Here is a 26585-nt window from a genome sequence, read left to right on the forward strand (position 1 = left end):
TGAGTCGACTACCCGGCGCCGCCAAGTCTGGTCGTCCCGGCCCCCTGGGTAAAGGACCGAGTAGACCAATGTGCTCAGCGCACGGCGAGGCGGGAGCGGTGCGCGGCAGGTGTCCGGTCCAGGAGAGCCGGGATCGGGACGCCGTACAGCGGGATGGTCGGCTGGAGCCAGTCGTTGAGGATCGGGTCCTCGTTCGTGAGGTGGTCGGTGAGCTCGGTGCGGCTGAGCTCGAAGACGTGCGCCGGGTTGCCGGTCAGGTCGACGACGGACTGCATCAGGCAGCCGGCCTGGTCCTCCCAGCGGACGTCGCCGGGGTCGACCTGGTCCGGGCGGATGAGTAGTACGTCGACGTCGCTCTCGAGGTCACCGTCACCGCGGGCGATCGCGCCGTACAGGCTGGCGTGCACCGGCGGGATCCGCCAGCCGCTGATCTCGTCGGCGAGGCTGCTGGTCAAGGTCCCGCGGAGGTCGGCGAGGAACTCGACGGCCGGGGCGACGAGGTGTTTGCGGTTGAGGCGATAGAGCAACGAGTTGCCGACGTCGTCGACGTGGACGAGGCCGGTGGTCGCGAGCCGCTGCAGAACCAGGCGTACGCCGGCCACGCTGCCGGTGCCGGCCAGTTTGTGGATCTGCCGGCCGGACAGGCCGCGTTCACTGCGCGCGAGCACCTGCAACACAGGACCGTCCAGGGACGGGATGACGGTGCTGATCGGGCTCCTGAGATCCATGGCGGTCCACGATAGTTACCTGTGGTCCACCGAGAGTAATCATTGTGACGAAACAACAACTCCTTGCCTTCGGCAAGGAGTTGGAGGAGGCTGCGTCGAAGGTCTCGGAGAGTTCGATGCGCTCGAGGGTCAGGCTGGCGCCTGTTCCGTGGTCGGGCGCTGTGCGACGAGCACCAAGGAGGGGACCCCGGCCACACTCTCGGGAAGCCGCAGTTCAGCCACCGGATGGAGGCCCGCCGCAGCCAGCAGGGCCCAGAGCTGGTCGGGCTGCCACAGATGAGTGGTCCACCTGACCGGCACCCCGCCATACGCCTCGGTACGTTCGATCTCGCCGTCGCCTCGGTGGGTCCCGATGATGAGATGCCCGCCTGGAACCAACGCTCGGGCGAAGGACTTCAGGACCAGGGGAAGGATGTGCCGGGGCAGGTTGAACAGTGACCACCAGCCGAGAATCCCTCCCAGCGACGAGTCCGCCAGATCCAGCTCGGTTGCCGAGGCAACGGCAAACCGCTGGTTGGGGTGCAGCCGCCGGGCGTGGTCGATCATCCGGGCCGACAGATCAACCCCGGAGACATCGAGGCCGCGCTCAGCCAAGTAGGCGGTCACGGCTCCAGGCCCGCAGCCGACGTCGAGAACCGGGCCAAGACCGTGCACGGCGGCTGCGAAGCCGTCGATCGCCGTCCGCAACCAGGGATACGTCGTGATGTCGCCGAGGTTCATCTCGACGTACTTGTCTGCGACGCGGTCGTAGGAGGTCCGAACCACGTCAAGATCGGCCGGTTGCTCGATCCGGGAAGCGTTCATGGTGCCGGATGTTAGCTATTCCCTAGCCAAGCGGAGGCAGGGGTTCACAAGCCGGGGCGGCGGGGCAGGGTGCGGAGGTCGGTGGTGAACGCGTAGCGGTCGCCTCGGTAGAGGGCTGAGGTGTATTCGAAGACACGGTCGCGGCGGTCGAGGCTGATGCCGTGGACGGCCAGGCAGGGCTGGGTGGTGGGGATGTCGAGCCAGCCGGCCGTCTTGGCGTCGGGCAGCACGGGCTCGATCCGGGAGGTGCCGCTGACGTGGTCGATGCCGTACCTCGAGTCGAGCAACTCGTAAAGCGAACCGCCCAGGTCATCGGCCTGCAGACCGGGCACGTACCCCGCCGGCAGCGTGGTGCGTTCGACCACCATCGGTACGTCGTCGGCGAGGCGGAGCCGGGTGAACGTGATGATCGGGTCGCCGACCGGGATCCGGAGCCGCCGGGCCGCGGACCGCTCGGACTTGTGCCGGCGGAACTCGATCATCGTGCTGCCCGGCCGCATCCCGCGCCGCCGGACGTCCTCGGAGAACCCGATCATTCCGAGCCACTTCGCCACCTTCGGACGAGTCGTGTACGTACCGCTGCCGTGCCGGCGGACCAGCAGCTCCTCGATCACCAGCTCGTCGACGGCTCGGCGCAGCGTCATCCGGGCGACGTTCCAGCGAACGGCCAGCTCCCGCTCCGGCGGCAGCGCCGCACCCTCGGGCAGGGTGTCGATCAAGCTGAGCAGCAACGCCCGGATCTCGGCGGCCTTTCCGGGCAGCGAACCATGCATTGGTCTTGGTTAGCACCCCGGCCGGGCCGTCTGAAAGCTCTTCCATTCCGATCGAAACCCTTGAACCCGGCACCGAACCTGGTAGACCACTTCCGCTCCCCACCCTGACGGCGAAAAACAAGCACGCTTGATTCTTTTTGCTGCCCGTGCGACGCTCGGCTGCACGATCCCTATCGCGGGGAGTGCAGCGTGCAACTGGACGAAGTGCTGGCCGACCTGTGGGCCGAGAGCGCGGAGCTGGACCGGCTGGTCGGCGGACTGCCGGCCGAGGACTGGGCCACGCCGACACCGGCCGAGGGCTGGACGATCGCGCACCAGATCGCCCACCTGGCCTGGACCGACGAGGCCGCGCACCTGGCCGTCACCGATCCCGACGCCTTCAAGGCCTCGCTGGAGAAGGCCGCCGAGAGTCCGGCGACGTACGTCGACGACGCCGCCAACGAGACGGCAGCACTCCCGCCGGACCAACTGCTGACGTACTGGCGCGAGACCCGGGCCGAGCTTGCCGAGGCACTCAAGCAAGTCCCGCCGGGCGAGAAGCTGCTCTGGTACGGCCCACCGATGAGTCCGACCTCGATGGCGACCGCCCGGTTGATGGAGACGTGGGCGCACGGCCAGGACGTGGCCGACGCGCTGCAGGTCACACGACCGCCGTCGAACCGGCTGCGTCACGTCGCGCACCTGGCGATCCGCGCCCGGGACTTCGCCTACCTCCTGAACAACCGCACCCCGCCGGCCGAGCCGTTCCACGTGGAACTCACCGGTCCGGACGGTCAGACCTGGACTTGGGGTCCTGACGACGCCGCGCAGCGCGTGACCGGCCCTGCGCTCGACTTCTGTCTGCTGGCGACCCAACGCCGGCATCGCGACGACCTCGCCGTACGAGCCGTCGGGGCGGACGCGGAGGAGTGGCTCGGCATCATCCAGGCGTTCGCGGGTCTGCCGGGCAAGGGACGCGAGGCAGGGCAGTTCGGATGAGCCCGCCGATCAGGATCGGCAACGCGTCCGGGTTCTACGGCGACCGGTTCAGCGCGGTCGAGGAGATGCTCACCGGCGGTCCGCTCGACGTACTGACCGGCGACTACCTGGCCGAGCTGACCATGCTGATCCTCGGCCGGGACCGGCTGAAGGATCCGTCCCTGGGGTACGCACGGACGTTCCTCAAGCAGCTCGAGACCGGTCTCGGCGAAGCGCTCGACCGCGGCGTCAAGATCGTCAGCAACGCCGGCGGTCTCAACCCGGCCGGACTCGCCGCCGCCATTCAGGCCCTGGCCGACAAGCTCGGACTCCAGCCCGAGATCGCGTACGTCGAAGGCGACGACCTCCTCGCACGGGCCGAAGAGCTCGACCTCGGCACACCCCTGACCGCCAACGCCTACCTCGGCGCGTGGGGTATCGCCGAGGCGCTGCAGGCCGGCGCGGACGTCGTCGTCACCGGCCGGGTCACCGACGCGTCGGTCATCGTCGGGCCCGCCGCCGCCCATCACGGCTGGAAGCGGACCCAGTACGACGAGCTGGCCGGCGCGGTCGTGGCCGGGCACGTGATCGAGTGCGGTTGTCAGGCGACCGGTGGGAACTACGCGTTCTTCGGCGAGATTCGCGACTTCGGCAAACCCGGCTTTCCGATCGCCGAGATCCACGCCGACGGCAGCAGCGTCATCACCAAGCACGACACCACCGGCGGCGTGGTCACGGTCGACACGGTCAAGGCCCAACTGCTGTACGAGATCACCGGCGCCCGGTACGCCGGCCCGGACGTCACCACCCGCCTCGACACGATCGAGCTCAGCGTCGACGGACCGGATCGGGTCCGGATCAGCGGCGTCCGCGGTGAGCCGCCGCCCCCGACGTACAAGGTCTCGCTGAACAGCGTCGGCGGGTTCCGCAACGAGGTGATCTTCGTCCTGACCGGGCTCGAGCTGGAGGCGAAGGCGGAGCTCGTTCAGCGGCAGCTCGAGCAGGCGCTGCCGTCGCGACCCGCCGAGCTGCGGTGGTCGCTCGCCTGGACCGAGAAGCCGAACGCGGACTCCGAGGAAGAGGCCAGCGTCTTTCTCCGCTGCGCCGTGAAGGACCCGGATCCGAAGGTGGTCGGTCGCGCGTTCTCCAGCGCCGCGGTCGAGCTGGCGTTGTCGAGCTACCCCGGATTCCACGTCACCGCACCGCCCGGCGACGGTTCGCCGTACGGGATCTTCCAGGCCGGGTACGTCGACATCCGCGAGGTCGAGCATGTCGTCGTACTGCCGGACGGGACCCGCCAGGTCGTCGAGCCCGCGGCGGAGACGCAGCCGTTGACGGAGGTCGAGGACATCGGCCTGCCGATGCCGTTGCCGCAGCTCGCGAGCAGCGGGCGGCCGCGGACGCGCGAGGTCCCGCTCGGCCGGATCGCCGGTGCGCGGTCCGGCGACAAGGGCGGCGATGTGAACGTCGGCGTGTGGGTGCGGCAGGAGAAGGCTTGGCGGTGGCTCGCGCACACCTTGACGGTCGAGCTGTTCCAGGAGTTGCTGCCGGAGACTCAACCGCTGACCGTGAGGCGGTACCTCCTCCCCAACCTGTGGGCTCTGAACTTCGTCGTCGAGGGCCTGCTGGGCGAGGGCGTCGCCGCGCAGGCGCGGTTCGATCCGCAGGCGAAGGCTGTCGGTGAGTGGCTGCGGTCCCGGTACGTCGACGTACCGGAGGTCCTGCTGTGAACGACTTCAGGCAGTCAGTCCGGCGGTTCATGGCGGTTGAGGTGCTGCCGCACCTGGACCAGTGGGAGCGCGACGGCGAGCTTCCGCGCGAGCTGCACAAGAAGGCGGCCCAGATCGGGCTGCTCGGAGTCGGCTTCCCGGAGGCGGTCGGCGGTGGCGGTGGGTCACTGCTCGACGCGATAGCGGTGGTCGAGGAGATGCACTACGCGGGAGGTTCCGGCGGTCTGGTCGCCTCGCTGCTGACCTGCGGGATCGCCCTTCCCCATATTGTTGCTGCGGGCAACCAAGAGCAGATCGACCGGTGGGTCCGGCCGACCCTCGACGGCGAGCTGATCGGTGCGCTGGCGATCACCGAACCCGATGGTGGGTCGGACGTCGCCGCACTGCGTACGACGGCCCGACGCGACGGTGACTGGTTTGTCGTCAACGGCGCGAAGACCTACATCACCTCGGGATGCCGGGCGGACTTCGTCACCACCGCGGTCCGGACCGGCGGGCCGGGTGCGCACGGGATCAGCCTGCTGGTGATCGAGCGGGACACGCCTGGGTTCGTGGTGTCGCGGAAGCTGGAGAAGATGGGCTGGCTGTGTTCGGACACGGCCGAGCTGTCGTTCACCGACGTACGCGTGCCTGCTGCCAACCTGGTCGGGGCGGCTGGTTCCGGGTTCATCCAGCTGGCGGTGAACTTCGTCGCCGAGCGGTTGACGCTGGCGGCGCAGGCGTACGCCGGGGCACAGCGAGCACTCGACCTGACGGTGGAGTGGTGCCGGGCACGGGAGACGTTCGGCCGGCCGTTGATCTCGCGGCAGACCGTGCAGCACACGCTCACCGAGATGGCCCGGCGGATCGACGTCGCCCGCGTCTACGTGCGTGAGGTAGCGCGACGAGCTGAGGCAGGCGAGGACGTGATCGCTGAGGTGTGTTTCGCGAAGAACACAGCCGTCGAGGCCGGGCAGTGGGCGTGCGACCAGGCGCTCCAGTTGCACGGCGGTCTCGGCTACCTGCGTGAGGCCGAGGTCGAACGCCAGTACCGCGACCAGAAGATCCTCGCCATCGGCGGCGGCACCACCGAGATCCTCACCACCCTAGCCTCCAAGCAACTGGGATTCAGCCCATGAACGACACCGTTACGTCCGAAGAACTGGCGGGACGTCCCTCCACTTCCTCGGACGCAAGCAATCGGGACGCGATGCTGGAGAAGGTCGCGGCGTTGGAGGCGGAGCATGCCAAGGCGCTGGCGGGGGGTGGGGCGAAGTACGTCGAGCGGCACCACCGGCGGGGCAAGTTGCTCGCGCGGGAGCGGATCGAGTTGCTGCTTGATCCGGACTCGCCGTTCCTCGAGCTGTCGCCGCTGGCCGGGTGGGGCTCCGACTTCACCGTGGGCGCCAGCCTGGTGACCGGGATCGGCGTGGTCGAGGGTGTCGAGTGCCTGATCACCGCGAACGACCCGACCGTCAAGGGTGGCGCGAGCAACCCGTGGACGCTGCGCAAGGCGTTACGTGCCGACGAGATCGCCCGGGCCAACCGGCTGCCGGTGATCAGCCTGGTCGAGTCCGGCGGCGCGGACCTGCCGACGCAGAAGGAGATCTTCATCCCCGGCGGCGCGATGTTCCGCGACCTGACCCGGTTGTCGGCCGAGGGGATCCCGACGATCGCGCTGGTGTTCGGCAACTCGACCGCGGGTGGCGCGTACATCCCCGGGATGAGCGACTACGTCGTGATGGTCGACGGCGGTGCGAAGGTGTTCCTGGCCGGGCCGCCGCTGGTGAAGATGGCGACCGGTGAGGACGCCGACGACGAGTCACTCGGCGGCGCGTCGATGCACGCCCGGGTCTCCGGACTGGCCGACTACTTCGCCGTCGACGAGCCGGACGCGATCCGGCTCGGCCGGCAGATCGTGTCCCGGCTCAACTGGCGCAAACTCGGTCCGCCGCCGGCGCCGTCGTACGACGAACCTCTCTTCGACGCGGACGAGTTGCTCGGGATCGTGCCGGGTGACCTGAAGATCCCGTTCGATCCGCGGGACGTGATCGCCCGGGTGGTGGACGGGTCGGTCTTCGACGAGTTCAAGCCGCTGTACGGGTCCTCGCTGGTCACCGGATGGGCGTCGCTGCACGGGCATCCGGTCGGCATCCTGGCGAACGCGCGCGGGGTGCTGTTCAGCGAGGAGTCGCAGAAGGCGGCCCAGTTCATCCAGCTCGCGAACCGGGCGAACACTCCGCTGATCTTCCTACACAACACCACCGGCTACATGGTCGGGCAGGAGTACGAGCAGGGCGGGATCATCAAGCACGGCGCCCAGATGATCAACGCGGTCGCCAACTCGAAGGTGCCGCACATCTCGATCCTGATGGGAGCGTCGTACGGCGCCGGGCACTACGGGATGTGTGGTCGCGCCTTCGACCCGCGATTCCTGTTCGCCTGGCCGTCGGCGAAGTCGGCGGTGATGGGTCCGCAGCAGCTCGCCGGGGTGCTGTCGATCGTCGCGCGCGCCGCCGCGGACGCGAAGGGGCAGCCGTACGACGAGGCCGGCGACGCCGCGATGCGCGCGTACGTCGAGGGCCAGATCGAAGCGGAGTCACTGCCGATGTTCCTGTCCGGCCGCCTCTACGACGACGGCGTCATCGACCCCCGCGACACCCGCACCGTCCTCGGCATCTGCCTGTCCGCCATCCACTCCGCCCCGGTCGAAGGTACGTCGTCCTTCGGCGTCTTCAGGATGTGAGGCACGGATGATCACGTCAGTGCTGGTGGCCAACCGGGGCGAGATCGCCCGGCGCATCTTCCGCACCGCCCGCTCACTCGGCCTGTCGACCGTCGCCGTGCACTCGACCGCTGACGCCCCAATGCCGTACGTCGAGGAGGCCGACGCGGCGGTGCACCTGCCGGGAAACACACCCGGCGACACCTATCTGCGCGGCGAGCTGGTGATCGAGGCCGCGCTGCGAGCCGGCGCCGACGCGATCCACCCGGGCTACGGGTTCCTGTCGGAGAACGCCGCCTTCGCGCAGGCGGTGATCGACGCCGGGCTGACCTGGATCGGGCCGCCGGTGGACGCGATCTCGTCGATGGGTTCGAAGATCGAGGCCAAGAAGCTGATGGCGGCCGCCGGGGTGCCGGTGCTGGCCGAACTCACACCGGCTGAGGTTTCCTCGGCTGACCTGCCCGTGCTCGTCAAGGCGTCGGCCGGCGGCGGTGGGCGCGGGATGCGGGTGGTCTCGCGGTTGGCGGAGCTGCCGGGTGAGATCGAGGCCGCGTCGGCGGAGGCCTTGTCGGCGTTCGGGGACGGGACGGTGTTCTGCGAGCGGTATCTCGCCTCCGGCCGGCACGTCGAGGTGCAGATCATCGCTGACCAGCACGGCACGATCTGGGCCGTCGGCGAACGTGAGTGCTCGATCCAGCGCCGCCACCAGAAAGTCGTCGAGGAAGCTCCATCACCCCTCGTCGACCGCATCCCGTCGATGCGCGCCGAGCTCTTCGACGCGGCACGGAAGGCGGCCGCCGCGATCAACTACGTCGGCGCCGGCACGGTCGAGTTCCTGGCCGACGAGCAGGGCAACTTTTACTTCCTCGAGATGAACACCCGCCTCCAGGTGGAACACCCGGTCACCGAGGAGACCACGGGGCTGGACTTGGTGGAGCTGCAGTTCGCAGTCGCGGCTGGAGACCGGCTTCCGGCTGAACCCCCGCCCACGGTGGGCCACGCGATCGAGGTCCGGTTGTACGCCGAGGACCCCGCCCGCGACTGGCAACCCCAAACCGGCCGCCTCCACCGCTTCGGAGTCGGCGCGGAGCGGGTTTCCGGAAGAAAACTTGCACCCAGCGACCAAAATGTTCCGGAAAGCGGCCGGGCCGCGCCTCGGCTGCGGGTCGATTCCGGGGTGGTGGACGGGTCCGACGTGTCGCCGTACTACGACGCGATGCTCGCCAAGGTGATCGTGTGGGCGCCTGACCGGACAGCGGCCGCGAGGCGGCTGGCCGCCGAGTTGGACCGCGCCGCGATCCACGGTGTCGGAACCAACCGCGCATTGCTGGTGTGGATCCTGCGCCATCCGGCGTTTCTGGCCGGGGACACCGACACCGGCTTCTTCGAGCGGCACGGGCTGTCGCCGGCAGTCGACGGCGAGGTTGTCAGGGTTTCGGCCTTGGCGGCCGCACTGGCGGACGCGGCCGGGCGAGTGCCGCCGGTCCGGGTGCCCAGTGGGTGGCGGAACTTGCCGTCGCAGCCACAGCGGAAGGCCTATCGGGTTGGGGACGACACCCACGAGGCCGTCTATCGGCTGACCCGGGACGGGCTTGTTGTCGAGGGCAACATTCAGCTGGTCTCGCACACCCCGAAACACGTGGTGCTCGAGGTTGACGGCGTACGGCGGTCGTTCGAGGTGGCGGCGTACGGCGGGTTGGTGTGTGTGGACTCGTCGCTCGGGTCGGTGGCGTTGACGCCGGTGGAGCGGTTCACGGACCCGTCGCAGCAGGTGTCGGCCGGGTCTTTGCTGGCGCCGATGCCTGGCGTGGTGACCCGGGTCGGCGTACAGGTAGGTGCGGAGGTCAAGCAGGGACAGCCGCTGCTGTGGCTGGAGGCGATGAAGATGGAGCACACCATCTCCGCCCCGGGCGACGGCGTGGTCAGCGAATTGAGGGTCGAGGCAGGTCAACAGGTCGACGTCGGCGCCGTACTGGCGGTCGTGGGGGAGGACGCATGAACGAGCGGAGCGAGTTCATCAGAAAACACAGCGCGTCTTGTGCCTCATCGGCGCCCGGAGCGAAGCGAGGACGTCGATGAGCTTCATCGAGTCCGAGGAGCGGCAGGCGCTGAGGAAGGCTGTGGGTGAGCTGGGGAAGAAGTATGGCTACACCTGGTTCAACCACCAGGCGAGGACCGGCGGGCACACCACTGAGCTGTGGCTGGAGGCGGGCAAACTCGGGTACCTCGGCGTCAACCTGCCGGAGGAGTACGGCGGAGGCGGCGGTGGCATGGCCGACCTGTCGATCGTGCTCGAGGAGCTCGGCGCCGCGGGATGCCCGCTGCTGATGCTGGTCGTCTCGCCGTCGATCTGCGGCGCGGTGATCGCCCGGTTCGGCACCGACGAGCAGAAACAGCACTGGCTGCCCGGGCTGGCCGACGGTACGACGATCATGGCGTTCGCGATCACCGAGCCGGACGCCGGTTCGAACTCCCACGAGATCACCACGACCGCACGCCGTACCGAGGACGGCTGGTCGCTGACCGGGCGCAAGGTGTTCATCTCCGGCCTCGACGTCGCGAAGGCGGTGCTGGTCGTCGGCCGGACCGAGGACGCCCGGACCGGGAGGCTCAAGCCGGCCCTGTTCATCGTGCCGGTGGACGCGCCCGGGGTGGAGTTCCACCAGATCGAGATGGACCTGATCAGCCCGGACAAGCAGTTCGCGCTGTTCCTGGACGACGTACGGCTGCCGCGGGAGGCGCTGGTCGGGTCCGAGGACGCGGCACTGCTGCAACTGTTCGCCGGGCTCAACCCGGAGCGGATCATGGCGTCCGCGTTCGCGGTCGGGATCGCGCGGCACGCGCTCGGCAAGGCGACGGCGTACGTCAAGGACCGGCAGGTGTGGAAGACCCCGATCGGTGCGCACCAGGGTCTCGCGCACCCGCTCGCCCAGGTCAAGATCGAGCTCGAACTGGCCCGGCTGATGATGCAGAAGGCGGCCGCCCTGTACGACGCCGGCGACGACCTGGCCGCGGGCGAGGCGGCGAACATGGCGAAGTACGCGGCCGGCGAGGTCGCGGTCCGGGCCACCGACCAGGCGGTCCAGTCGCTCGGCGGCAACGGTATGACCACGGAGTACGGCGTCGCCTCGCTGGTCGCGGCGGCGCGGGCCACCCGGATCGCGCCGGTGAGCCGGGAGATGATCCTGAACTTCGTCGCCCAGCACAGCCTCGGCCTGCCGAAGTCCTACTGAGGTCTTCCGCAATGAGTTCGTGCACCACAGCGATCGCAGCGAGACAGTGCCGAAAGGATTGGCGTCAGATGATCATCACCAGCGAGTTCCCGCCCGTCGAGGTCCTCGACGTCCCGATCCACGACGCCGTCCTCGGCAGAGCCCCGGAGTACGGCGACCGGGTCGCTCTGGTGGACGGAGTGAGCGGCCGGGAAATCACCTACGCCCAGCTGGACGGGATGAGCCGGCGGGTCGCGGCCGGGTTCGCCGAGCTCGGGATCAGGCATGGGGACACGATCGCGCTCTACAGCCCGAACACGATCCTCTACCCGGTCGTCTTCTACGGCGCCACCCGCGCCGGAGCGACCGTGACGACGGTCAACGCGCTCTACACCGCCGACGAACTGCACAAGCAACTGGTCGACTCCAAGGCGAAGCTGCTGGTGACGATCTCGCTGTTCCTCCCGGTGGCGACCGCGGCGATCGAAGACACCGACGTCACCGAGATCCTCGTCTGCGACAGCGCCGAGGGGTATCGCTCCGTGATGGAGCTGGTCGCCTCGACCGGACCGGAGCCGGAGGTGACCATCGATCCGGCCGAGGACGTCGCCGTACTCCCGTACTCGAGTGGTACGACGGGCGCCGCCAAGGGTGTGATGCTGACCCACCGGAACATCGCGACGAACATCGCGCAGGCCGAGGTGATGATCAACCTCGATGCCGACGAGCGGATCATCGCCATCCTGCCGTTCTTCCACATCTACGGGCTGACCGTGCTGATGAATCTGCCGCTGCGGCGCGGGCTGACCGTCGTCGTACTGCCGAAGTTCGACCTCGAGCAGTTCCTGACCACGCTCGACCAGCAGCGGATCACCCGGGCGTTCGTCGCGCCGCCGGTGGTGCTGGCGCTGGCGAAGCACCCGGCCGTGGCCGGGGTCGACCTGTCCGCGCTGAAGTATGTGATGTCCGCCGCGGCACCGCTGGACGGTGAGCTGGCGGAGGCCTGTGCGAAGCGGCTCGGGTTGCACGCCGTACTGCAGGCCTACGGGATGACCGAGTTGTCGCCGGGCACGCACTCGGTGCCGCAGGACGACCCGGAGCCGCCGCCTGGTGCCGTCGGCAAGCTCTTCCCGTCCACCGAGATGCGGTTGGTCGGTGCCGATGGCAACGATGCGGACGAGGGCGAGATCTGGATCCGCGGACCGCAGGTGATGAAGGGGTACCTGGGCCGTCCGGCGGAGACCGAGGCGACCATCGACCCGGACGGCTGGTTGCACACCGGCGACATCGGGCGGTTGGACGAGCGTGGATACCTGTACGTCATCGACCGGGTGAAGGAACTGATCAAGTACCACGGCTACCAGGTGCCGCCGGCCGAGTTGGAGGCCGTGTTGCTGACCGACGAGCGGATCGCGGACGCGGCGGTGATCGGGGTCCAGGCCGACGGCAACGAGGTGCCGAAGGCGTTCGTGGTGCCGATGCCCGGGGTGGAGCTGACCGAGGACGACGTGATCGACTACGTGTCCGCGCGGGTGGCGCCGTACAAGAAGATCCGGCAGGTGGAGTTCATCGAGGCGGTGCCGAAGGCGGCCTCGGGCAAGATCCTGCGCCGTGAGCTTCGAGCCCGCGAGGCCGCCCGTGAGTGAGGCGCTCAAGGAACCCCGGCAGGACCGTAGCCGGGTCACCCGGCAGCGGCTGCTCGAGGCGGCCGTGGAGTCGCTGGCCGAGGTCGGATACGCCGCGACGACGGTAGCTGTCGTCGCGGCGCGGGCTGGGGTGTCGCGGGGTGCTGCGCAGCACCACTTCCCGACGCGGGCGGACCTGTTCGCGGCGGCGGTCGAGTACATGACCGAGGTGCGGCTGGCGGAGATCAGGGCGCAGGCCGCCGCCCTGCCCAGTGGGCCGGGGCGAACCGAGGCGATCGTGGGGATGCTCGCGGATGTCTACACCGGACCGCTCTTCCGGGCGGCACTGCATCTTTGGGTGGCAGCGTCGACAGAGGAGGCACTGCGGAAGCAGATCGTCGGCCTGGAGGCGCATGTCGGTCGCCAGGCGCACAGGGCGCTGCTGGAAGTGCTCGACGTGAGTGAACGGACTCCGGGGGTGCGCGAGACCGTGCAGGGCGTACTGGACATGGCACGTGGGCTGGGCCTGGCTGACCTGTTGACGGATGACAGTGCTCGTCGACGCGGCATCGTGCGGCAGTGGAGCCACGTTCTCGATCAAGTGCTGACTCGATCAGGCGCTGCGTGATCCAGGAGTGTGGCCGAAGGCGCGGCGGAAGGTGTCGATGAACGCGCTGGTCGAGCCCCAGCCGCACTGATGGGCAACCCGCGTCACCGAGTCGCCGCCGGCCAGCAACCGCAGCGCTTGGTGTAGCCGCAACTGCGTGCGCCATTGGGGAAACGTCATACCCAGGTCTGTCTTGCACAGTCGGCTCAGCGTGCGCTCACTCGCACCGATCTCCCGGCCAAGCTCGGCGAGTGTCCTGTTGTCAGCCGGATCCTCCTGCAACAGCCTGCAGACCGCGGTCAGCCGTGAGTCGCGGGGAGTTGGTAGATACGTTGGCCGCTGCGGGGACCGCCGGAGCTGATCCAGCAGTACGGCGCGCATCCGGTCGCGCTCGTCGGCGTCGCCCGCAAGCGTCGTGTAGGCGAGGATCAGTTCTCTGAGCAGTGGACTGACCACCAGGGCTGATGGTGCGTGCAGGTTCAGTGGGTTGTCGTGGAGTCCGACGGTGTGGAGCGCGGTTTCGCCGTACGCGCGGTGTTCGTGGAGGGTGCCGGCCGGGACCCAGATCGCTCTGTTCGCCGGGGCGATCCAGCTGCCGGCGTCGGTCGTCACCGAGAGGACGCCGCGGCCGGCGTACACGATCTGGTGCTCCTCGTGCCAGTGCGGGTCGATGCCGCCGCCCGCCGGGAGCTGGTGTGATCCGGTGTTGGCCGGACGACGTTGGCTGGTTTCCGGCATAGGTTGGCATTTTATCGGAAGCCGGACACGCGGCCGGGCGGCGAGGATCGGTCGCGTGCTGAGACTTCGACCGATTGGGCTGATGGCGATCGGGCACGCCTGCGTGGACGTGTACCAGGGCGCAGTACCCGCGCTGGTTCCTTTCCTCGTCACCGAGCGCGGCCTCGGGTACGTGGCGGTGTCCGGGATCACGTTGGCCGCGACCCTGCTGTCGTCGGTGGTGCAGCCGGTGTTCGGCGTACTGACCGATCGGCGGCCGCTGGCCTGGCTGATTCCGATCAGCATGACGACCGCAGGTCTCGGGATCGCGCTGGTCGGTGTGGGCGACGCGTATCTGCTCAGCTGGTTGGCGGCAGCGCTGTCCGGGCTCGGGGTCGCGGCGTACCACCCGGAGGCGGCGCGGATGGCACGGGCGGTGAGTGGCGGCAGTCATGTCGGGATGAGCTGGTTCTCCGTCGGCGGGAACGTCGGTTTCGCGCTCGCGCCGGTCCTGGTCACGCCGATCATCGCAGCCGGCGGGCTTGGGCTGACGCCGGTGCTCGTCGTACCGGCACTGGTCGGTGCTCTGGTCACCTCGCTGGCGGTGCGGACTCGTCCGACGAGCGCTGTGCTTGAGCGCGAGCGGGTCGGCCGGGACGACTGGCCGTCGTTCCTGCGGTTGTCGGCGATCATGGTCTGCCGGTCGATCGTCTTCGTCGGGCTCGGTACCTTCATCGCCCTGTACGCCGGTGAGCGGGTCGGCGGTGGGACCACGACCGGTGGGGCCGCGCTGTTCGTGCTTTTCGCGGCTGGTGCTTTCGGCACGTTGCTCGGTGGGCGGTTCGCCACCCGGTACGGGCGGGTTCGGACGATGCGGACGTCGTACGCGGTCGCGGTCCCGGCGATCGCAGGCCTGGTGTTCGTCCCCGGGCCGGCGTTCTTCGCTTTCCTGACTGTCACCGCGATCGCGATGTCGATCCCGTTCTCGCTGCACGTCACCCTCGGGCAAGACTTCCTGCCCGGCCGGGTCGGCACCGCGGGCGGGATGACTCTCGGTCTGGCGGTGAGCATCGGCGGTGTCGCCACCCCGATCCTCGCCACGATCGCGGAGCACTCCTCGCTCCGCCTCGCCCTCTCCACGCTCATCGCACTGGCCCTGGCCGGCTCCCTGATCGGCTACGCCCTCGACGAACCCGCTGCGGAGTGATCCCCATGCAAGAACTGCTCGGGGTCTAGTGGCGGGCGGCGCGTTCGGTGATGCGTTGGTCGACTCTGGTCGCCAGGTCGTTGGGGGAGCACTCGGCCAGGTGGTCGCGGACCAGGAGGTGGATGAAGGAGTACTCGCCTCGGCCGGTGCGGGCCAGGACGTAGCGGTCCGCGGCGTAGCGAAGGAAGGCGCGGCGGCGCCAGGGGAGGTAGCCGGTCCAGCGGAGGAGGAAGTCGTGCAGCAGTCGCGACAGCGGACCGGCGAAGACCGGTGGGCGGCGGCGCCAGGCCTTGGCCGCGACCACGCCGGTCAGTACACCGGCGACTGCTTCCAACTCGGGAGACGCCAGGTCGGCGCCGAGTGCGGCCGCCAGGAGGATGCCGGCCAGTCCACCGGCGATGACCCAGGGATCCATCCGCCAGGCATGCCCGATGCCGGGGTGGACCAGATGGTCGGTCGGCAGCGACTTCACCATTCTGATGCCCTGGGCAACTATTAGGCCGACGGCGAGACCGGTCGCGAAGCTGCCGTCGTCGTTGCCGAGACTGAGCGCGAGCCAGCCACCCACCGCGACCACGGCCAGCCGGATCGCGAGCAGCATCCGGCGCCGGTTGTCGTGGAACACGATCAACTCGACCGTGTACGACGCTCCGATCGCCAACGCCTCGATGGTCAACGCCAGCCACACCGGCAGGAGCTCTACCAGGCCCATCCCGGCCACGACCAGGATGACGGTGGTCGCCGTGCCTATGACGAAGGTGAGAGCCAGCAACGGTGCCCACTGCGGCTTGGGACCATCTGCGGTGAGCGCCTGCCACGGGTGCGGACGCAGGTGCACCAGCAGCAGTGCGGCCCCGGCCACGGCCAGCCCGGCCAGTACGCCGTACTGCGCGACCGTAGCGAGTGTCGCGCCGGCAGCGAGCCCGGCGAACAGTGCAGGCAGGCAGACCGCGAGCGCGAGGTAGTCCACCTCGTGCAGCGAGAGGCCGTACCAGCCGTTGGGTGTGAGCCACCTGGGAACGGCGGTCCGGTCGCCGGCACGCTTGCGGGTCCACCAGGCCAGACACCACAGGGACCGAACGGCAGTGCGGGAGTCGTACTGGCGACTGGACGAGCGGTCGCGGGCGAGCACCTCGGCGATGTAGGTGTCGAACACTTCGCGGCGCAGGTCGGCGACACCGCCGGCGACGACCTCCTGCGGAGCACGGCCCTGGTAGGCGAGGATCATCACGTTCAGCATCAGGGGCGAGTTGACCAGGTCCCAGAGCTCGTCGTCCTGCTCGATGGCGGCACGGGCGCCGTCCAGCTCTGGACCTACGTCGGCGAAGTAGTCCAGGACCTGTTGCCTGGTGAGTGGCCTGATGTGCACAGCGCCGTACAGGCTGAGCTGGTTGGGCAGCAGCTCGTAGTCCTGCGTCCGGCAGGTCACTGCGAGCTTGCCGACCAGATAGCGGCGGCGGAGCTCTTCCAGCACGGGCGCGAGCTTGTCGCGGTGTGGCTTGGCGATCTCGTCCAGGCCGTCGAGAAGGAGAGCCAGGCGACCACGGCGCAACCAGGTCCGGCCGACCGCGGGCGGAATGCCGTACCGGGCGTTGAGCTCGGACAGCAGCCAGCGGACGAAGCCGGCCAGGTACGGGCTGTCGAGCGGGTCGTCGTTGTTGCCGCGGGACTGGTGGGCCGGCCAACCGGCCAGGTCGATCAGGACCGGGATCGGCTTGTTCTCGTCCGCGTGAGCCTGCTCGGCGAGCGTACGGGCCAGCTCCAGGAGCAGGGTCGTCTTGCCGGCGCCCGGTGCACCCAGGATGAGCATGGAGTCCTGGAGTTGGTCGAAGACCGTCGCGATGTCCTGGTCGTCGGGGACCTGCTGCGGTGTGCTGTCGAGAGGCTGGACCAGCAGGTCGTACGGGCGGACCACGGCCTCGGGGCGTTCGTCGACGGCGAGCGCGATGCGGGTGCGGGAGGCGAGTGAGCCGGCCACTCGCTGGGACAGGTAGCGGTCGACGCGGGCCAGCGCGTTCGGGCGGTTGCGGGGCTGGTCGGCGGAGCGGCCGGAGACGGTGGGCAGGCGGCGACTGCGGAACTCGAAGAGCGCAGTGAGGATCGCGATCAGCCAGAGCACGCCGATGAGCGGCCAGGTCCAGTCGGCGTACGGGGCCAGGAAGCCGGGGGCCGTCCCGCCGGTGCCGACGTTGATCGCGATCGGCAGCAGGACCAGCGTCAGCGACACGGTCACCACGAGCACGACAGCCCGCACCACACCGTCCCGGATCCTCACTCCCCGGAGCGTAGCGGTGCGCTAGCCCACCGTGCCCATCCCCGCGCGCCGCCGCCGGCATCCGGGGCCGTCCGGGTCGTGGTCAGGGGCTCGGGAAACTTTTGCTCATGACGTAAGTTGGCGATTGTCATGACTTCTGAGGGGATCGACCGGGCGGCGGGAGTGGGTCTCCGGTCGGAACGCGGGCCGATCCTGCTCGCGGTGATGCTGAGCATCGGCCTGGTGGCGATCGACGCGACGATCCTGGCCACCGCCGTACCTTCGGTGGTCGACGACCTCGGCGGCTTCACCCAGTTCCCGTGGCTGTTCTCGATCTACCTGCTGGCCCAGGCCGTCTCGGTACCGATCTACGGCAAGCTCGCCGACCTGCGGGGTCGCAAGCCGATCATGCTGCTCGGCGTCGGCCTGTTCGTGCTCGGTTCGGTGCTGTGCGGGTTCGCCTGGAGCATGCCCGTGCTGATCGCGTTCCGGCTGATCCAGGGCCTCGGCGCGGGGGCGATCCAGCCGATCGGCATGACGATCGTCGGCGACATCTACACGGTGGCCGAGCGGGCCAAGGTGCAGGGCTACATCGCCAGCGTGTGGGGGATCGCGTCGTTCGTCGGCCCGACGCTGGGCGGGGTGTTCTCCGACTACATCTCCTGGCGCTGGATCTTCTTCGTGAACATCCCGCTCGGGCTCGCGGCCGCCTGGGTGCTGACCCGCCGCTTCCAGGAGCGGGTCGCCCAGCAGACCAGTCATCAGATCGACTACGCCGGCGCGATCCTGCTCGCGGTCGGCGGTTCGCTGCTGCTGCTCGGTCTGCTCGAGGGTGGCGTGGTCTGGGACTGGGACTCGCCGGCCAGCATCACGATCCTGGCCGCGGCCGTCGTACTGCTGGCCGCGTTCGTGCTGGTCGAGCGCCGCGCCGCGGAGCCGATCCTGCCGCTGTGGGTTCTCGGCCAGCGCGTACTGAACTCCGCGAACTCGGCCGCACTGCTGATCGGCGTACTGATGATCGGCCTGTCGACGTACGTGCCGCTGTTCGCCCAGGGAGTCCTGGGTACGTCGGCTCTCGTCGCCGGCTTCGCGTTGGCGGCGATGACCCTGGGCTGGCCGATCGCGGCCTCGCTGGCCGGCCGGATCTACCTGCGCGTGGGCTTCCGTACGACGATGCTGTTCGGCTCGGTGATCGTGCTCCTCGGCGCGGCCTTGCTGCTCACGGTTGATTCCGGCAGCGCCGTACTGCACCTGGCCGCAGCCTGCTTCGTGATCGGGCTCGGACTCGGCTTCTCCGCGTCACCTTCAGTGGTCGCCGCACAGTCGTCGGTCGCCTGGCAGACCCGCGGTGTGGTCACCGGCGCCAACATGTTCGCCCGCTCCGTCGGCAGCGCGGTAGGCGTCGCCGTCTTCGGTGCTGTAGCCAACGGTGTGGTCGCTTCCCGGCTCGGGGACTCTCACGCCGACCTGGAGCATCTCCCAGGCGACGTACTCGCACCGGCGATCCACGACGTCTACTACGGCGCCGCCGCAGCGGCCGTCCTCCTCGTGGCCGCCGTACTGTTCATGCCCAGCCGCATTGAGGAGCAACCGCTGCGCTAAGCACCACGCGATTCAGCGACGCGGCGAAGCCAGTAGCGGAACCAGTCCGGGCCGTACGGGATGTAGACGCGAGTGGGGATGTCGCGGGACTTCAGCTCGGACAGTACGTCGGGGCGGACGCCTAGGAGCTGTTCGACGGGGACAGGCCCGGCCGCGAGCTGGACCGCCTCGCGGAGGCGGCCGTCGTGGGTGGCCAGCGACCACCTGGCGCCGGTGGCGGCCAGCTGGTGGGCCAGGCGGAGGTACGCGATGTCGGTCGGTTCGCCGTACGCGTGCACGCCGTTCGACTCGACGTACGCGCCCTTGACCAGTCTGACGTGTACGCCGGCCTCTGTGAGGGCGTTCAAGTCGTCGGGCGACCGCTTGAGGTTGGCCTGCACGGTAGCGCCGAGGCGATCGGCCAGACCGCGACCGGCGACCTCCAAAACGCACTGCAGCACTCTGTCGGTGCGCGCGGCGTCCTCGGCGCCGACCTGGATCACGCGACCAGGCGGCAACGCGGTGGCGATCTCCGCGAGCAGGTCGGCGGCACCGGCCGCGTCGACGTCCAGTGCGAGGTGGGACAGGTCAACCGCGAGCCAAGCCCGCTCGTCGGGCAACAGGTCGATCAGCGCCAGATACTCGTTCGCGACGCGTCGCGCGTCGGCCGGATCTGCGGACAGCTCTCCGAACAGGTCCACGCTGATCGCGTGCCCCTGACCGAGCACCTCGCGCGCCTTGACCAGTGCCTCGTCGCGGGTCCGGCCGGCGACGTACCGCGAGGCAGCCCGCCAGGCGCCGGCCTCACCACTGGGCAGGCCTTTCACCAGTTGCTCGAATCGCTCGTTCGTCGCCAGCTTGAACAGCACTGCCCGGTCCACACCCATGCGCTGAGTCTGCCAGGCGCCGTACCCACCAGACATCGGAGCCGGTCTAGGTTGGGAGCATGCGTCCGGTCGACTGTGTGGCTGCTCTGATCCGGGACGAGCGGCATCGGGTGTATGTGCAGCGCCGTACGGCGGGGCGGCGGTTGTTGCCGGGGATCTGGGATGTCGTGGGCGGGCATCTGGAGCCGGGCGAGACGCCGGAGCAGGCCCTGGTGCGTGAAGTCGAGGAGGAGACCGGTTGGAAGGTCCGGGACCTCGTCTGGGCCGTCGCCGACTGGGAGTGGGAGTGGGAAGGCCGGGTACGGCGTGAGCTCGACTACCTCATCACTGTCGACGGAGACCTCACCCGGCCGCGGCTCGAAGAGGGCAAGCATGACGCGGGCGCCTGGGTCGGACCGGACGACCTCGAACTGCTGATGGTGAACCGGACCGACGGCGACCGGCGGCTGCGCGACATCGTGGCGTACGTCGTCCGTACCCGCTTCACCGAGCGCCTCCGCCTCGAACCGCTGACAGGCCCAAGCGAGGTCCTGTCCGGACATGCGGCGGACCTGGTGAAGCTGTACGCCGACCCGTGGGTCGCCCACTGGTACGCCGAAACCCTGTCCGAGCAGGATGCCGTACGCCGGGCGACCGAAGCGCAGGCCAGTTGGGAAGCCGAAGGCGTCCACAAGTGGATGGCGTACGAGCGCGACAGCGGAGCACTGGCCGGACGGGGTGGCCTGTCCCGGATGCCGGCGGACAGCCCGGTGGCAGCGGCCATCACCGAGCTGGTCGGACCGGATTGGACAGTCGACCGGCTGGAGCTCGGGTGGGCGCTTGCCGCGTCGGCGCGTGGACGCGGGTTGGCGACCGAGATCGGGCGCGCCGGGCTGGAGTTCGCCTTCGGCACGCTGGCGGCCCAGGCGGTGATCGCGTTCACCGAGCGGCACAACGCGGCGTCCCGCGCGGTGATGGAGCGCCTCGGTATGACCTACGCGGGTGAGATCACCGCGGACGGCCTGGTCGAAGGCTCCACAGCGGTCCAGCCGGACGCACCCTTCGCCGTCTACGTCACCGGACCTGAAGCGGACATCTAGCGGTCCAGGGCGGTCACGAAGCGGCTCAGGAGGTCGGCGAAGGTCTGGCGTTCGGCGGCCGTCCAGCCCTCCATCGCGGCGGCGAAGCGCTCCCGGCGGTAGTCATGAACCCAGTCGAGCTGCCGTCGGCCGTCCGCGGTGAGCACGAGGTTCGTACGACGCCCGTCCGCCTGGTCGGCCTCACGTCGTACCAGGCCTGCCGAGACCGCCGCCGCGACCAGCTTGCTGGCCCGCGGCTGGTCGACGCCGAGCGCGGCCGCGACCCCGTTGACGCCGATCGGGTCCGGTCCGGCCGCCTCGAGCGCGTCGAGGACCTCCTGGACCGGATCCGGTCCACCTGCTTCCACGGCGAAGGTACGACGGGTCTGTCGCCGGCGGACCGCGATCATCGCTGACTCCACCACGGCCACCGGATCAGACGTGTCCACAAGCCCTCCCTTGTCCACAACCCGGCCTTGCCCACAACCCGCTCTTGTCCACAACCCGGCCGAGATATATGTTCATTGACATGTATATGTCGGATGACAACAAGCCTATCGGGTGGTGGCTGAAGGAGCTGGACCGGCTGCTGGAGGCGTCGTTCGAGCGCCTGCTCGCCGCGGAGGGGCTGACCCGCCGACAGTGGCAGGCATTGAACGCGGCCGCCGGACCGGAGCCGATCGCGGTGGCGCTGGCGCCGTTCCTCAGCGGGGACCCGGCCGAACTGGCCGCGGTCACGGACCCGCTGGCCGAGCACGGCTGGTTGAGCGGCGATGAGCTCACACAGGCCGGTCAGGTCGCGCTGCGGACGCTGATGACGAAGGTCCAGGCCCAGCGCGAGCAGATGATGACTGGGGTCACTGATGACGAGTACGTCGCGACGATCGCCGTACTGAGGAAGATGGCCGGCAACCTAAGAGACTCCGCTGTGTGACCGCCCAGGCGCGGCGGTCACACAGCGGAGCCGGCCACCTCGGGGAGGTGGCTCATGGTGAGGTGTCACGAGCCACGCGGTGTCCTACCGCCCAGGACACTCCCCGCCTGGCCCGAGGTGTCGGCCAGGAGGTGGTTGGAACGGCTGGGCGGCGGTGATGCAGGGACTCAACCGCCAGGCCCAGCCGGGTCGGTGGGCGGTGCGGTCCGGAGTTGAGGAGGACTCCGGACCGCACCTGGGGTTTGTCCGGGACTGAGGAGTGCCCCGGACCTTCTCAGGTGCTGCTCCTGGACGTGAGGAGACTCCAGGCGCAGCGGACCGGGTCTGAGGAGGACCCGGAAGATCAGGTGTTTCAGTCGGTGGTGTCGAGCGGACCGAGTACGTCGTTGGTGACCCGGAGGCCGGCGAAACGCCTCCGCATCGCCTGCTCGTAGCGGGCCGCCAGCGGCGCCTCCGCGACGTACTGCGCGATCACATGCTCGCCGAACCAGACCCGCACCCTGCGGCGGTGCTGCCTCGACGTCATTTCCGCGATGGTCACTGCCTCTCACCCCGTAACTCTCGGGCCTTGCAACCAGTTGGACTTACTGGTTGTCATGGCAGTAATGGTGCACTAGCCCAACGTGACCGCTCTAGGACCTGGACCGGACCTTTGCCGGACCTCTTCCGGTCCTCTCGCGGACATCTGGGGGACCGCACCTTGTCGTGGCGCATCAGTCGAGACAACGTCTGATCTGACGTGAACGGGAGGAACGATGGCGGGTAGGTACACGCCAAAGACGGTCCTGGCGCACCTGATCCAGCGCCGGAACCAGACCTACTCCGAGATCGTCGCCGAGTTCGTCGAGCTGGGTGGAACCATCACCGAGCGGCACCTGCGGCGCCTCGCATCAGGCGAGCGCGCAGGCACCACTCCTCAGACCCGGCGCACCCTGCAGCGCATGTTCGGCAAGCCGGTCGAGGAGCTCCTCGCCCCGTACGTCCCCGAGCAGGCAGCCCAGGTGGTGCCGGCACCTGCCGCGAGTGGACGGATCACGACAGGTAATGAGATGGAGGTTCTCGACATGGCTGCCAGCCGAGCGAGGGCGTTTGCCCTCGCGGCCCAGTCCGGTCTCGGAAGTGAGGCCATGGAACAGGTGTACGACGACGTCCGCCACGTCGCGAAGGCCTACCCGCAGCGCCCGCTGCCGGAGATCCTCGGTCAGCTGGTCGAGACCCAGGACCTGATCTTCGCCCTGCTGGAGAGCCGGCAACGTCCGGAGCACCTGCGGCAGCTGTACTTCCTCGGCGGTGTGACCGGCGGTCTGCTGGCCAAGGCCTCCCACGACCTCGGCAACCCGCACGCCGCCCTGACCCAGGCGCGGACCGCGTTCCTCTGCGCCGACAACGCCGACCACCACGGCCTGCGCGCCTGGGTGCGCGGCCTGCAGTCGCTGGTCTCCTACTGGGCCGGCAACCCGCACGACTCGGTCCGGTACGCGCAGCTCGGCGCCGGGTACGCCGAGCAGGCGAGCAGCACCACCAACGTCTGGCTCCCGGTGAGTGAGGCCCGCGCCTGGGCGGCGCTGGGCAACCCGGAGGCCACCCGCGCCGCTCTCGAGCGAGCCGAGAACGCCTGGAACTCGGTGCGCAACGACGACCTCGACGAGATGGGCGGCCTGTGCACCTTCGGCCGCAACCGTCAGCTGTACTACGCCGCCGACGCGCTCGCGTGGCTGCCCGGCGAGGTCGAGCAGGCCGAGCGGTACTCCCGCCAGGCCGTCGACGCCTACACCGACCAGAACCACCCGGAGTGGGCCTTCGGCGACGCCGCCGGCAGCCAGGCCGCGATGGCCATCACCCGGATCGCGAGCGGTGAGCTGGACGGCGCCGCGGACGCGATCGCGCCGGTGCTGGGCCTGCCGGCCGAGCGCCGCATCAACGGCGTGGTGCACTCGGCCCGCCGGGTCCACCAGGCGCTGCGGCAGTCCGGGCGTGCGGACGACGCCCGGGAGTTGCAGGAAGAAATCGAGATGTTCACCCGCACCCCGATGCAGGCGTTCCCCCGGTAGTTTCGTCCAGATGGACCCTCTGACCGGCGAGTTGACCGTCCTGCGCGAGTTCCGGACATCCGACCTCGAGGACTATCTGGCCATCGTCGGCGACGACCGGGTGACATCGTGGCTGTCATTCGACAGCCGGGACCGGGCCGAGGCCGAGAAGACGCTGACCGCGATCATCGAGCGGGCGGCGCAGGAGGACCGGCCGGACTACCTGCTCGCCGTCACCCGCCGCGACGACGACAAGGTGGTCGGCTTCGCCCGGCTCGGGCCGACCGGAGTCAGGGCCGCTCACCTCGGCTACGCGATCCACGCGGACCACTGGGGTCGCGGCTATGCCACCGACGCGTCCCGCGTGCTGCTCCGGTTCGCCTTCGGTCCGCTCGGCAAGCACCGGGTGAGTGCGGCGATCGGCCCCGACAACGAGGCCTCGATCGCGGTGGTCAAGCGGCTCGGGTTCAGCTACGAGGGCCGCATCCGGCACCACGTCTTCACCAACGGCGACTGGCGCGACTCGCTGCTCTACTCCCTGCTGGAGCACGAGTACTCCGACCGTTCACCCGGCGGCCTGAAGCCTTGATTTCAACGCCGGGGGCACACTGGGGATATGGCTGTGTTGATGCCAGGCCTCCGGCGCGGCGGGTCATGGGGCCTTGGCTCATGACCGGCACCATCGCTGGACCGCTCGACCCGTTGAGGGACGGGCTGGCGCGGATGATCATGACCAAGGTGGCTGGACCGAACCCGGCCGCTGAACGCAACCGGGTGCACAACACCCCCGGGCCGCGGTGGTTCGAACCGGACCGCCCGATTCGTCGGGTGCACGGTGACGCCGCGATGTTCGCGGGCGGGCTCCGGGCGCTGCTGCTGCAGTCACTGCACCCACTTGCGATGGCGGCGGTGTCGGCCCACTCCGGTTACCAGGGCGACCCGTGGGGCCGACTGCGCCGTACGAGCTACTTCCTGGCCATCACGACGTACGGCGCGATCCCCGACGCCGAGGAGGCGATCGCACGCGTCAAGGCCGTCCACGAGCGCGTGCGCGGGACCAGTCCGGACGGTGTGAAGTACCGGGCCTCCGACCCACACCTGCTCAAGTGGGTCCACGTTGCCGAGGTGGACAGCTTCCTCGCCGCACACCAGCGGTACGGCGTGCAGCCGCTCAACGACGAGGAGCAGGACCTGTACGTCGAGGACGCGGCTCTGGTGGCCCGCAAGCTCGGTGTGATCGACCCGCCGACCAGCGTGGCGGAGTTGCGTGCCGCGCTGGACGAGTACCGGCCGGAGCTGCGCGGGATCACGGAGGCACGTCAGGCCGCCCGCTTCATGCTCGTGCACCCGCCTGTCCCGTGGGCCGCTCGACCGGCGTACGCCGTACTCACGGCTGCTGCGGTCGGCCTGCTGCCCTGGTGGACCCGGTGGCCGCTGCGGCTGCCGTACCTCCCGCTGGCCGAGGCGACCGTCGTCCGGGCCGCCGGTGAAGGCCTGACCTGGACGATTCGCTGGGCACTGACGTCGCCGATCCTGGGAGATAGCGAGGCTTGACGGCGGACTCGCCGCTAAGTTGTTCTCGTGCCGCTGCGTCCGCATCGATCACTCCCACTGGCCACGCCGGCGGGAGTCGAGGTGCTGACCAGGATTCTCACCCAGGGACCGATCCCGCGGGTCGAGATCGCGCGCCGGACCGGGCTGTCCCAGGCAGCGGTCACGAAGGCGGTCGCGCCGCTGATCGAGGCCGGCTTCGTCACCGACCAGCCGGCCACACCGGCCGAGGCGGACAACCAGCTCGGCATCGGCCGGCCGGTCAGCCCGCTGACCGTGGTCCGGAACAGCGTCTCGGTGATCGGGCTCAAGGTCACGCCGACTGCTCTGATCGGTGTGATCACGGATTTCACCGCGGGCATCCTGTCCGTGAAGCATCAGCAGCTCGACGACACCGCGCCGGAAAGCGTGGTCGAGCGGCTCGCGGAGCTGGCCAAGGAGCTGAGGTCAGGCCCGGCCGGCCCGCCGATCGGGATCGGTGTGGCGGTGTCGGGTGACGTCGACGCGCGGCACGGCGTGGTCCGGCACTCGCCGTTGATGGGCTGGCGGGACATCGCGGTAGCCGACCTGATGGCCAAGCGGGTCAAGGTGCCGGTCGTGGTGACGAACGACGTCCGCGCGCTGACCGTCGCCGAGCACTGGTTCGGGGTCGGCGTGGATTCTGACTCGTTCGCGGTCGTCACGATCGGGTCCGGGATCGGGTGCGGGCTCTACATCAACGGCGAGGTCGTGTCCGGGGCGTACGGCGTCTCCGGCGAGCTGGGCCATCTGCCGCTGGCGCCCGGGAAGCTGATCTGCACCTGCGGGCGGCGGGGTTGCGTCGAGACGGTCGCCTCGTCGGACGCGATCCTGACCCGGACCCGGGAGACCACCGGGCGGCGGGACCTCGACCTGGCCGGCGCGGTCAAGCTGGCACATGAGGGCGACCGGCACGCCCGCGAGGCGTTCGACCGGGCCGGTGAGGTGATCGGATCGGCGCTGGCCGCGATGGTCAACCTGGTCGGCCCGGAGCTGGTGGTGATCGCGGGCGAGGGCGTGGCGGAGTACGACCTGTACGAGGAGCGGATGCGGCAGGCCTTCGCGGACCACGCGTTCGGCGCCGCCGGGGACTGCCGGCTGATGCTGCGCTCGCACACCTTCGACGACTGGGCCCGCGGCGCCGCCGCCACCGTCATCCGCTCCTACGTCCGCGGCGAACCGCCTTTGCAGCGCTGAGGGGATTGGGT

At 69.4% G+C, this 26585-nt stretch carries 24 protein-coding genes; 16 read left to right on the forward strand and 8 right to left on the reverse strand.

Going from position 1 to position 26585, the window contains the following annotated elements:
* Nucleotides 1–74: 74 nt before the first annotated feature.
* The 3 genes from AB0F43_RS18785 to AB0F43_RS18795 form a co-directional block, all read right to left on the reverse strand.
* Nucleotides 75–728: a hypothetical protein gene (locus AB0F43_RS18785; protein ID WP_360477817.1), complete on the reverse strand. Its 654-nt coding sequence runs from the start codon at nt 726–728 to the stop codon at nt 75–77.
* A 129-nt stretch (nt 729–857) separates the two neighbouring features.
* The gene (locus AB0F43_RS18790; RefSeq protein ID WP_360477820.1) at nt 858–1532 is read right to left on the reverse strand and encodes a class I SAM-dependent methyltransferase; all 675 of its coding nucleotides are present in this window, start codon (nt 1530–1532) and stop codon (nt 858–860) included.
* Between the two features lie 44 nt (nt 1533–1576).
* The gene (locus tag AB0F43_RS18795) at nt 1577–2305 is read right to left on the reverse strand and encodes a GntR family transcriptional regulator (protein WP_360477823.1); all 729 of its coding nucleotides are present in this window, start codon (nt 2303–2305) and stop codon (nt 1577–1579) included.
* 189 nt (nt 2306–2494) lie between these two features.
* On the opposite strand from AB0F43_RS18795, the gene AB0F43_RS18800 reads away from it, so the two are divergent.
* The 8 genes from AB0F43_RS18800 to AB0F43_RS18835 all read left to right on the forward strand — a co-directional run bounded on the left by AB0F43_RS18800 (nt 2495) and on the right by AB0F43_RS18835 (nt 13161).
* Nucleotides 2495–3283 carry a TIGR03084 family metal-binding protein gene (locus AB0F43_RS18800; RefSeq protein WP_360477826.1) on the forward strand — a complete coding sequence of 263 codons (789 nt, stop codon included), beginning with the start codon at nt 2495–2497 and terminating at the stop codon, nt 3281–3283.
* The gene (locus AB0F43_RS18805; protein ID WP_360477829.1) at nt 3280–4992 is read left to right on the forward strand and encodes an acyclic terpene utilization AtuA family protein; all 1713 of its coding nucleotides are present in this window, start codon (nt 3280–3282) and stop codon (nt 4990–4992) included. The genes AB0F43_RS18800 and AB0F43_RS18805 overlap by 4 nt, the downstream gene beginning before the upstream one ends.
* The gene (locus tag AB0F43_RS18810; protein ID WP_360477832.1) at nt 4989–6110 is read left to right on the forward strand and encodes an acyl-CoA dehydrogenase family protein; all 1122 of its coding nucleotides are present in this window, start codon (nt 4989–4991) and stop codon (nt 6108–6110) included. The genes AB0F43_RS18805 and AB0F43_RS18810 overlap by 4 nt, the downstream gene beginning before the upstream one ends.
* Before the next feature lie 71 nt (nt 6111–6181).
* Nucleotides 6182–7717, forward strand: coding sequence for a carboxyl transferase domain-containing protein (locus tag AB0F43_RS18815; RefSeq protein ID WP_360478803.1), 1536 nt, complete (start codon nt 6182–6184; stop codon nt 7715–7717).
* A 7-nt stretch (nt 7718–7724) separates the two neighbouring features.
* Nucleotides 7725–9695 (forward strand): biotin carboxylase N-terminal domain-containing protein, encoded by a 1971-nt coding sequence (locus tag AB0F43_RS18820; RefSeq protein ID WP_360477835.1) that lies wholly within the window; start codon nt 7725–7727, stop codon nt 9693–9695.
* A gap of 76 nt (nt 9696–9771) precedes the next feature.
* On the forward strand, nt 9772–10929 hold the full coding sequence (locus tag AB0F43_RS18825) for an acyl-CoA dehydrogenase family protein (RefSeq protein ID WP_360477838.1): 1158 nt from the start codon (nt 9772–9774) through the stop codon (nt 10927–10929).
* A gap of 68 nt (nt 10930–10997) precedes the next feature.
* Nucleotides 10998–12554 (forward strand): AMP-binding protein, encoded by a 1557-nt coding sequence (locus AB0F43_RS18830; protein WP_360477841.1) that lies wholly within the window; start codon nt 10998–11000, stop codon nt 12552–12554.
* Entirely contained in the window at nt 12547–13161 is a 615-nt protein-coding gene (locus AB0F43_RS18835) for a TetR/AcrR family transcriptional regulator (protein ID WP_360477844.1), read from the forward strand. The genes AB0F43_RS18830 and AB0F43_RS18835 overlap by 8 nt, the downstream gene beginning before the upstream one ends.
* Here AB0F43_RS18835 and AB0F43_RS18840 read toward each other — a convergent pair.
* The gene (locus AB0F43_RS18840; protein ID WP_360477847.1) at nt 13147–13878 is read right to left on the reverse strand and encodes a helix-turn-helix transcriptional regulator; all 732 of its coding nucleotides are present in this window, start codon (nt 13876–13878) and stop codon (nt 13147–13149) included. The genes AB0F43_RS18835 and AB0F43_RS18840 overlap by 15 nt on opposite strands.
* Before the next feature lie 55 nt (nt 13879–13933).
* Here AB0F43_RS18840 and AB0F43_RS18845 point away from each other — a divergent pair, with 55 nt between their 5' ends.
* Nucleotides 13934–15064: an MFS transporter gene (locus AB0F43_RS18845; RefSeq protein WP_360477850.1), complete on the forward strand. Its 1131-nt coding sequence runs from the start codon at nt 13934–13936 to the stop codon at nt 15062–15064.
* Nucleotides 15065–15089: 25 nt separating this feature from the next.
* Here AB0F43_RS18845 and AB0F43_RS18850 read toward each other — a convergent pair whose 3' ends face one another.
* Complete coding sequence (locus AB0F43_RS18850) at nt 15090–17339, reverse strand: NACHT domain-containing protein (protein WP_360477853.1); 2250 nt, start codon at nt 17337–17339, stop codon at nt 15090–15092.
* A gap of 129 nt (nt 17340–17468) precedes the next feature.
* Here AB0F43_RS18850 and AB0F43_RS18855 point away from each other — a divergent pair, with 129 nt between their 5' ends.
* Nucleotides 17469–18920 (forward strand): MDR family MFS transporter, encoded by a 1452-nt coding sequence (locus AB0F43_RS18855; protein ID WP_360477856.1) that lies wholly within the window; start codon nt 17469–17471, stop codon nt 18918–18920.
* Here AB0F43_RS18855 and AB0F43_RS18860 read toward each other — a convergent pair.
* The gene (locus AB0F43_RS18860; RefSeq protein ID WP_360477859.1) at nt 18917–19786 is read right to left on the reverse strand and encodes a proline dehydrogenase family protein; all 870 of its coding nucleotides are present in this window, start codon (nt 19784–19786) and stop codon (nt 18917–18919) included. The genes AB0F43_RS18855 and AB0F43_RS18860 overlap by 4 nt on opposite strands.
* A gap of 59 nt (nt 19787–19845) precedes the next feature.
* Here AB0F43_RS18860 and AB0F43_RS18865 point away from each other — a divergent pair, with 59 nt between their 5' ends.
* A complete protein-coding gene (locus AB0F43_RS18865; RefSeq protein WP_360477862.1) occupies nt 19846–20865 on the forward strand; it encodes a GNAT family N-acetyltransferase in 1020 nt (339 codons plus the stop codon).
* Here AB0F43_RS18865 and AB0F43_RS18870 read toward each other — a convergent pair.
* Complete coding sequence (locus AB0F43_RS18870; RefSeq protein WP_360477865.1) at nt 20862–21293, reverse strand: MarR family winged helix-turn-helix transcriptional regulator; 432 nt, start codon at nt 21291–21293, stop codon at nt 20862–20864. The two genes, AB0F43_RS18865 and AB0F43_RS18870, sit on opposite strands and share 4 nt — an antisense overlap.
* Nucleotides 21294–21373: 80 nt before the next feature.
* Here AB0F43_RS18870 and AB0F43_RS18875 point away from each other — a divergent pair, with 80 nt between their 5' ends.
* Nucleotides 21374–21778 (forward strand): MarR family transcriptional regulator, encoded by a 405-nt coding sequence (locus tag AB0F43_RS18875; RefSeq protein ID WP_360477868.1) that lies wholly within the window; start codon nt 21374–21376, stop codon nt 21776–21778.
* Between the two features lie 352 nt (nt 21779–22130).
* On the opposite strand, the gene AB0F43_RS18880 is transcribed toward AB0F43_RS18875, so the two are convergent.
* Nucleotides 22131–22304, reverse strand: coding sequence for a hypothetical protein (locus tag AB0F43_RS18880; RefSeq protein ID WP_360477871.1), 174 nt, complete (start codon nt 22302–22304; stop codon nt 22131–22133).
* 229 nt (nt 22305–22533) lie between these two features.
* Between AB0F43_RS18880 and AB0F43_RS18885 the strand changes: the two genes are divergently transcribed.
* The 4 genes from AB0F43_RS18885 to AB0F43_RS18900 all read left to right on the forward strand — a co-directional run bounded on the left by AB0F43_RS18885 (nt 22534) and on the right by AB0F43_RS18900 (nt 26574).
* A complete protein-coding gene (locus AB0F43_RS18885) occupies nt 22534–23829 on the forward strand; it encodes an XRE family transcriptional regulator (protein ID WP_360477874.1) in 1296 nt (431 codons plus the stop codon).
* 10 nt (nt 23830–23839) lie between these two features.
* The gene (locus AB0F43_RS18890) at nt 23840–24397 is read left to right on the forward strand and encodes a GNAT family protein (RefSeq protein WP_360477877.1); all 558 of its coding nucleotides are present in this window, start codon (nt 23840–23842) and stop codon (nt 24395–24397) included.
* A gap of 80 nt (nt 24398–24477) precedes the next feature.
* Nucleotides 24478–25362, forward strand: coding sequence for an oxygenase MpaB family protein (locus AB0F43_RS18895; protein ID WP_360477880.1), 885 nt, complete (start codon nt 24478–24480; stop codon nt 25360–25362).
* A 27-nt stretch (nt 25363–25389) separates the two neighbouring features.
* The gene (locus tag AB0F43_RS18900; protein WP_360477883.1) at nt 25390–26574 is read left to right on the forward strand and encodes an ROK family transcriptional regulator; all 1185 of its coding nucleotides are present in this window, start codon (nt 25390–25392) and stop codon (nt 26572–26574) included.
* The last annotated feature ends 11 nt before the right edge of the window (nt 26575–26585 follow it).

It is taken from the genome of Kribbella sp. NPDC023972 (assembly GCF_040639075.1).
Taxonomy (GTDB): Bacteria; Actinomycetota; Actinomycetes; order Propionibacteriales; family Kribbellaceae; genus Kribbella.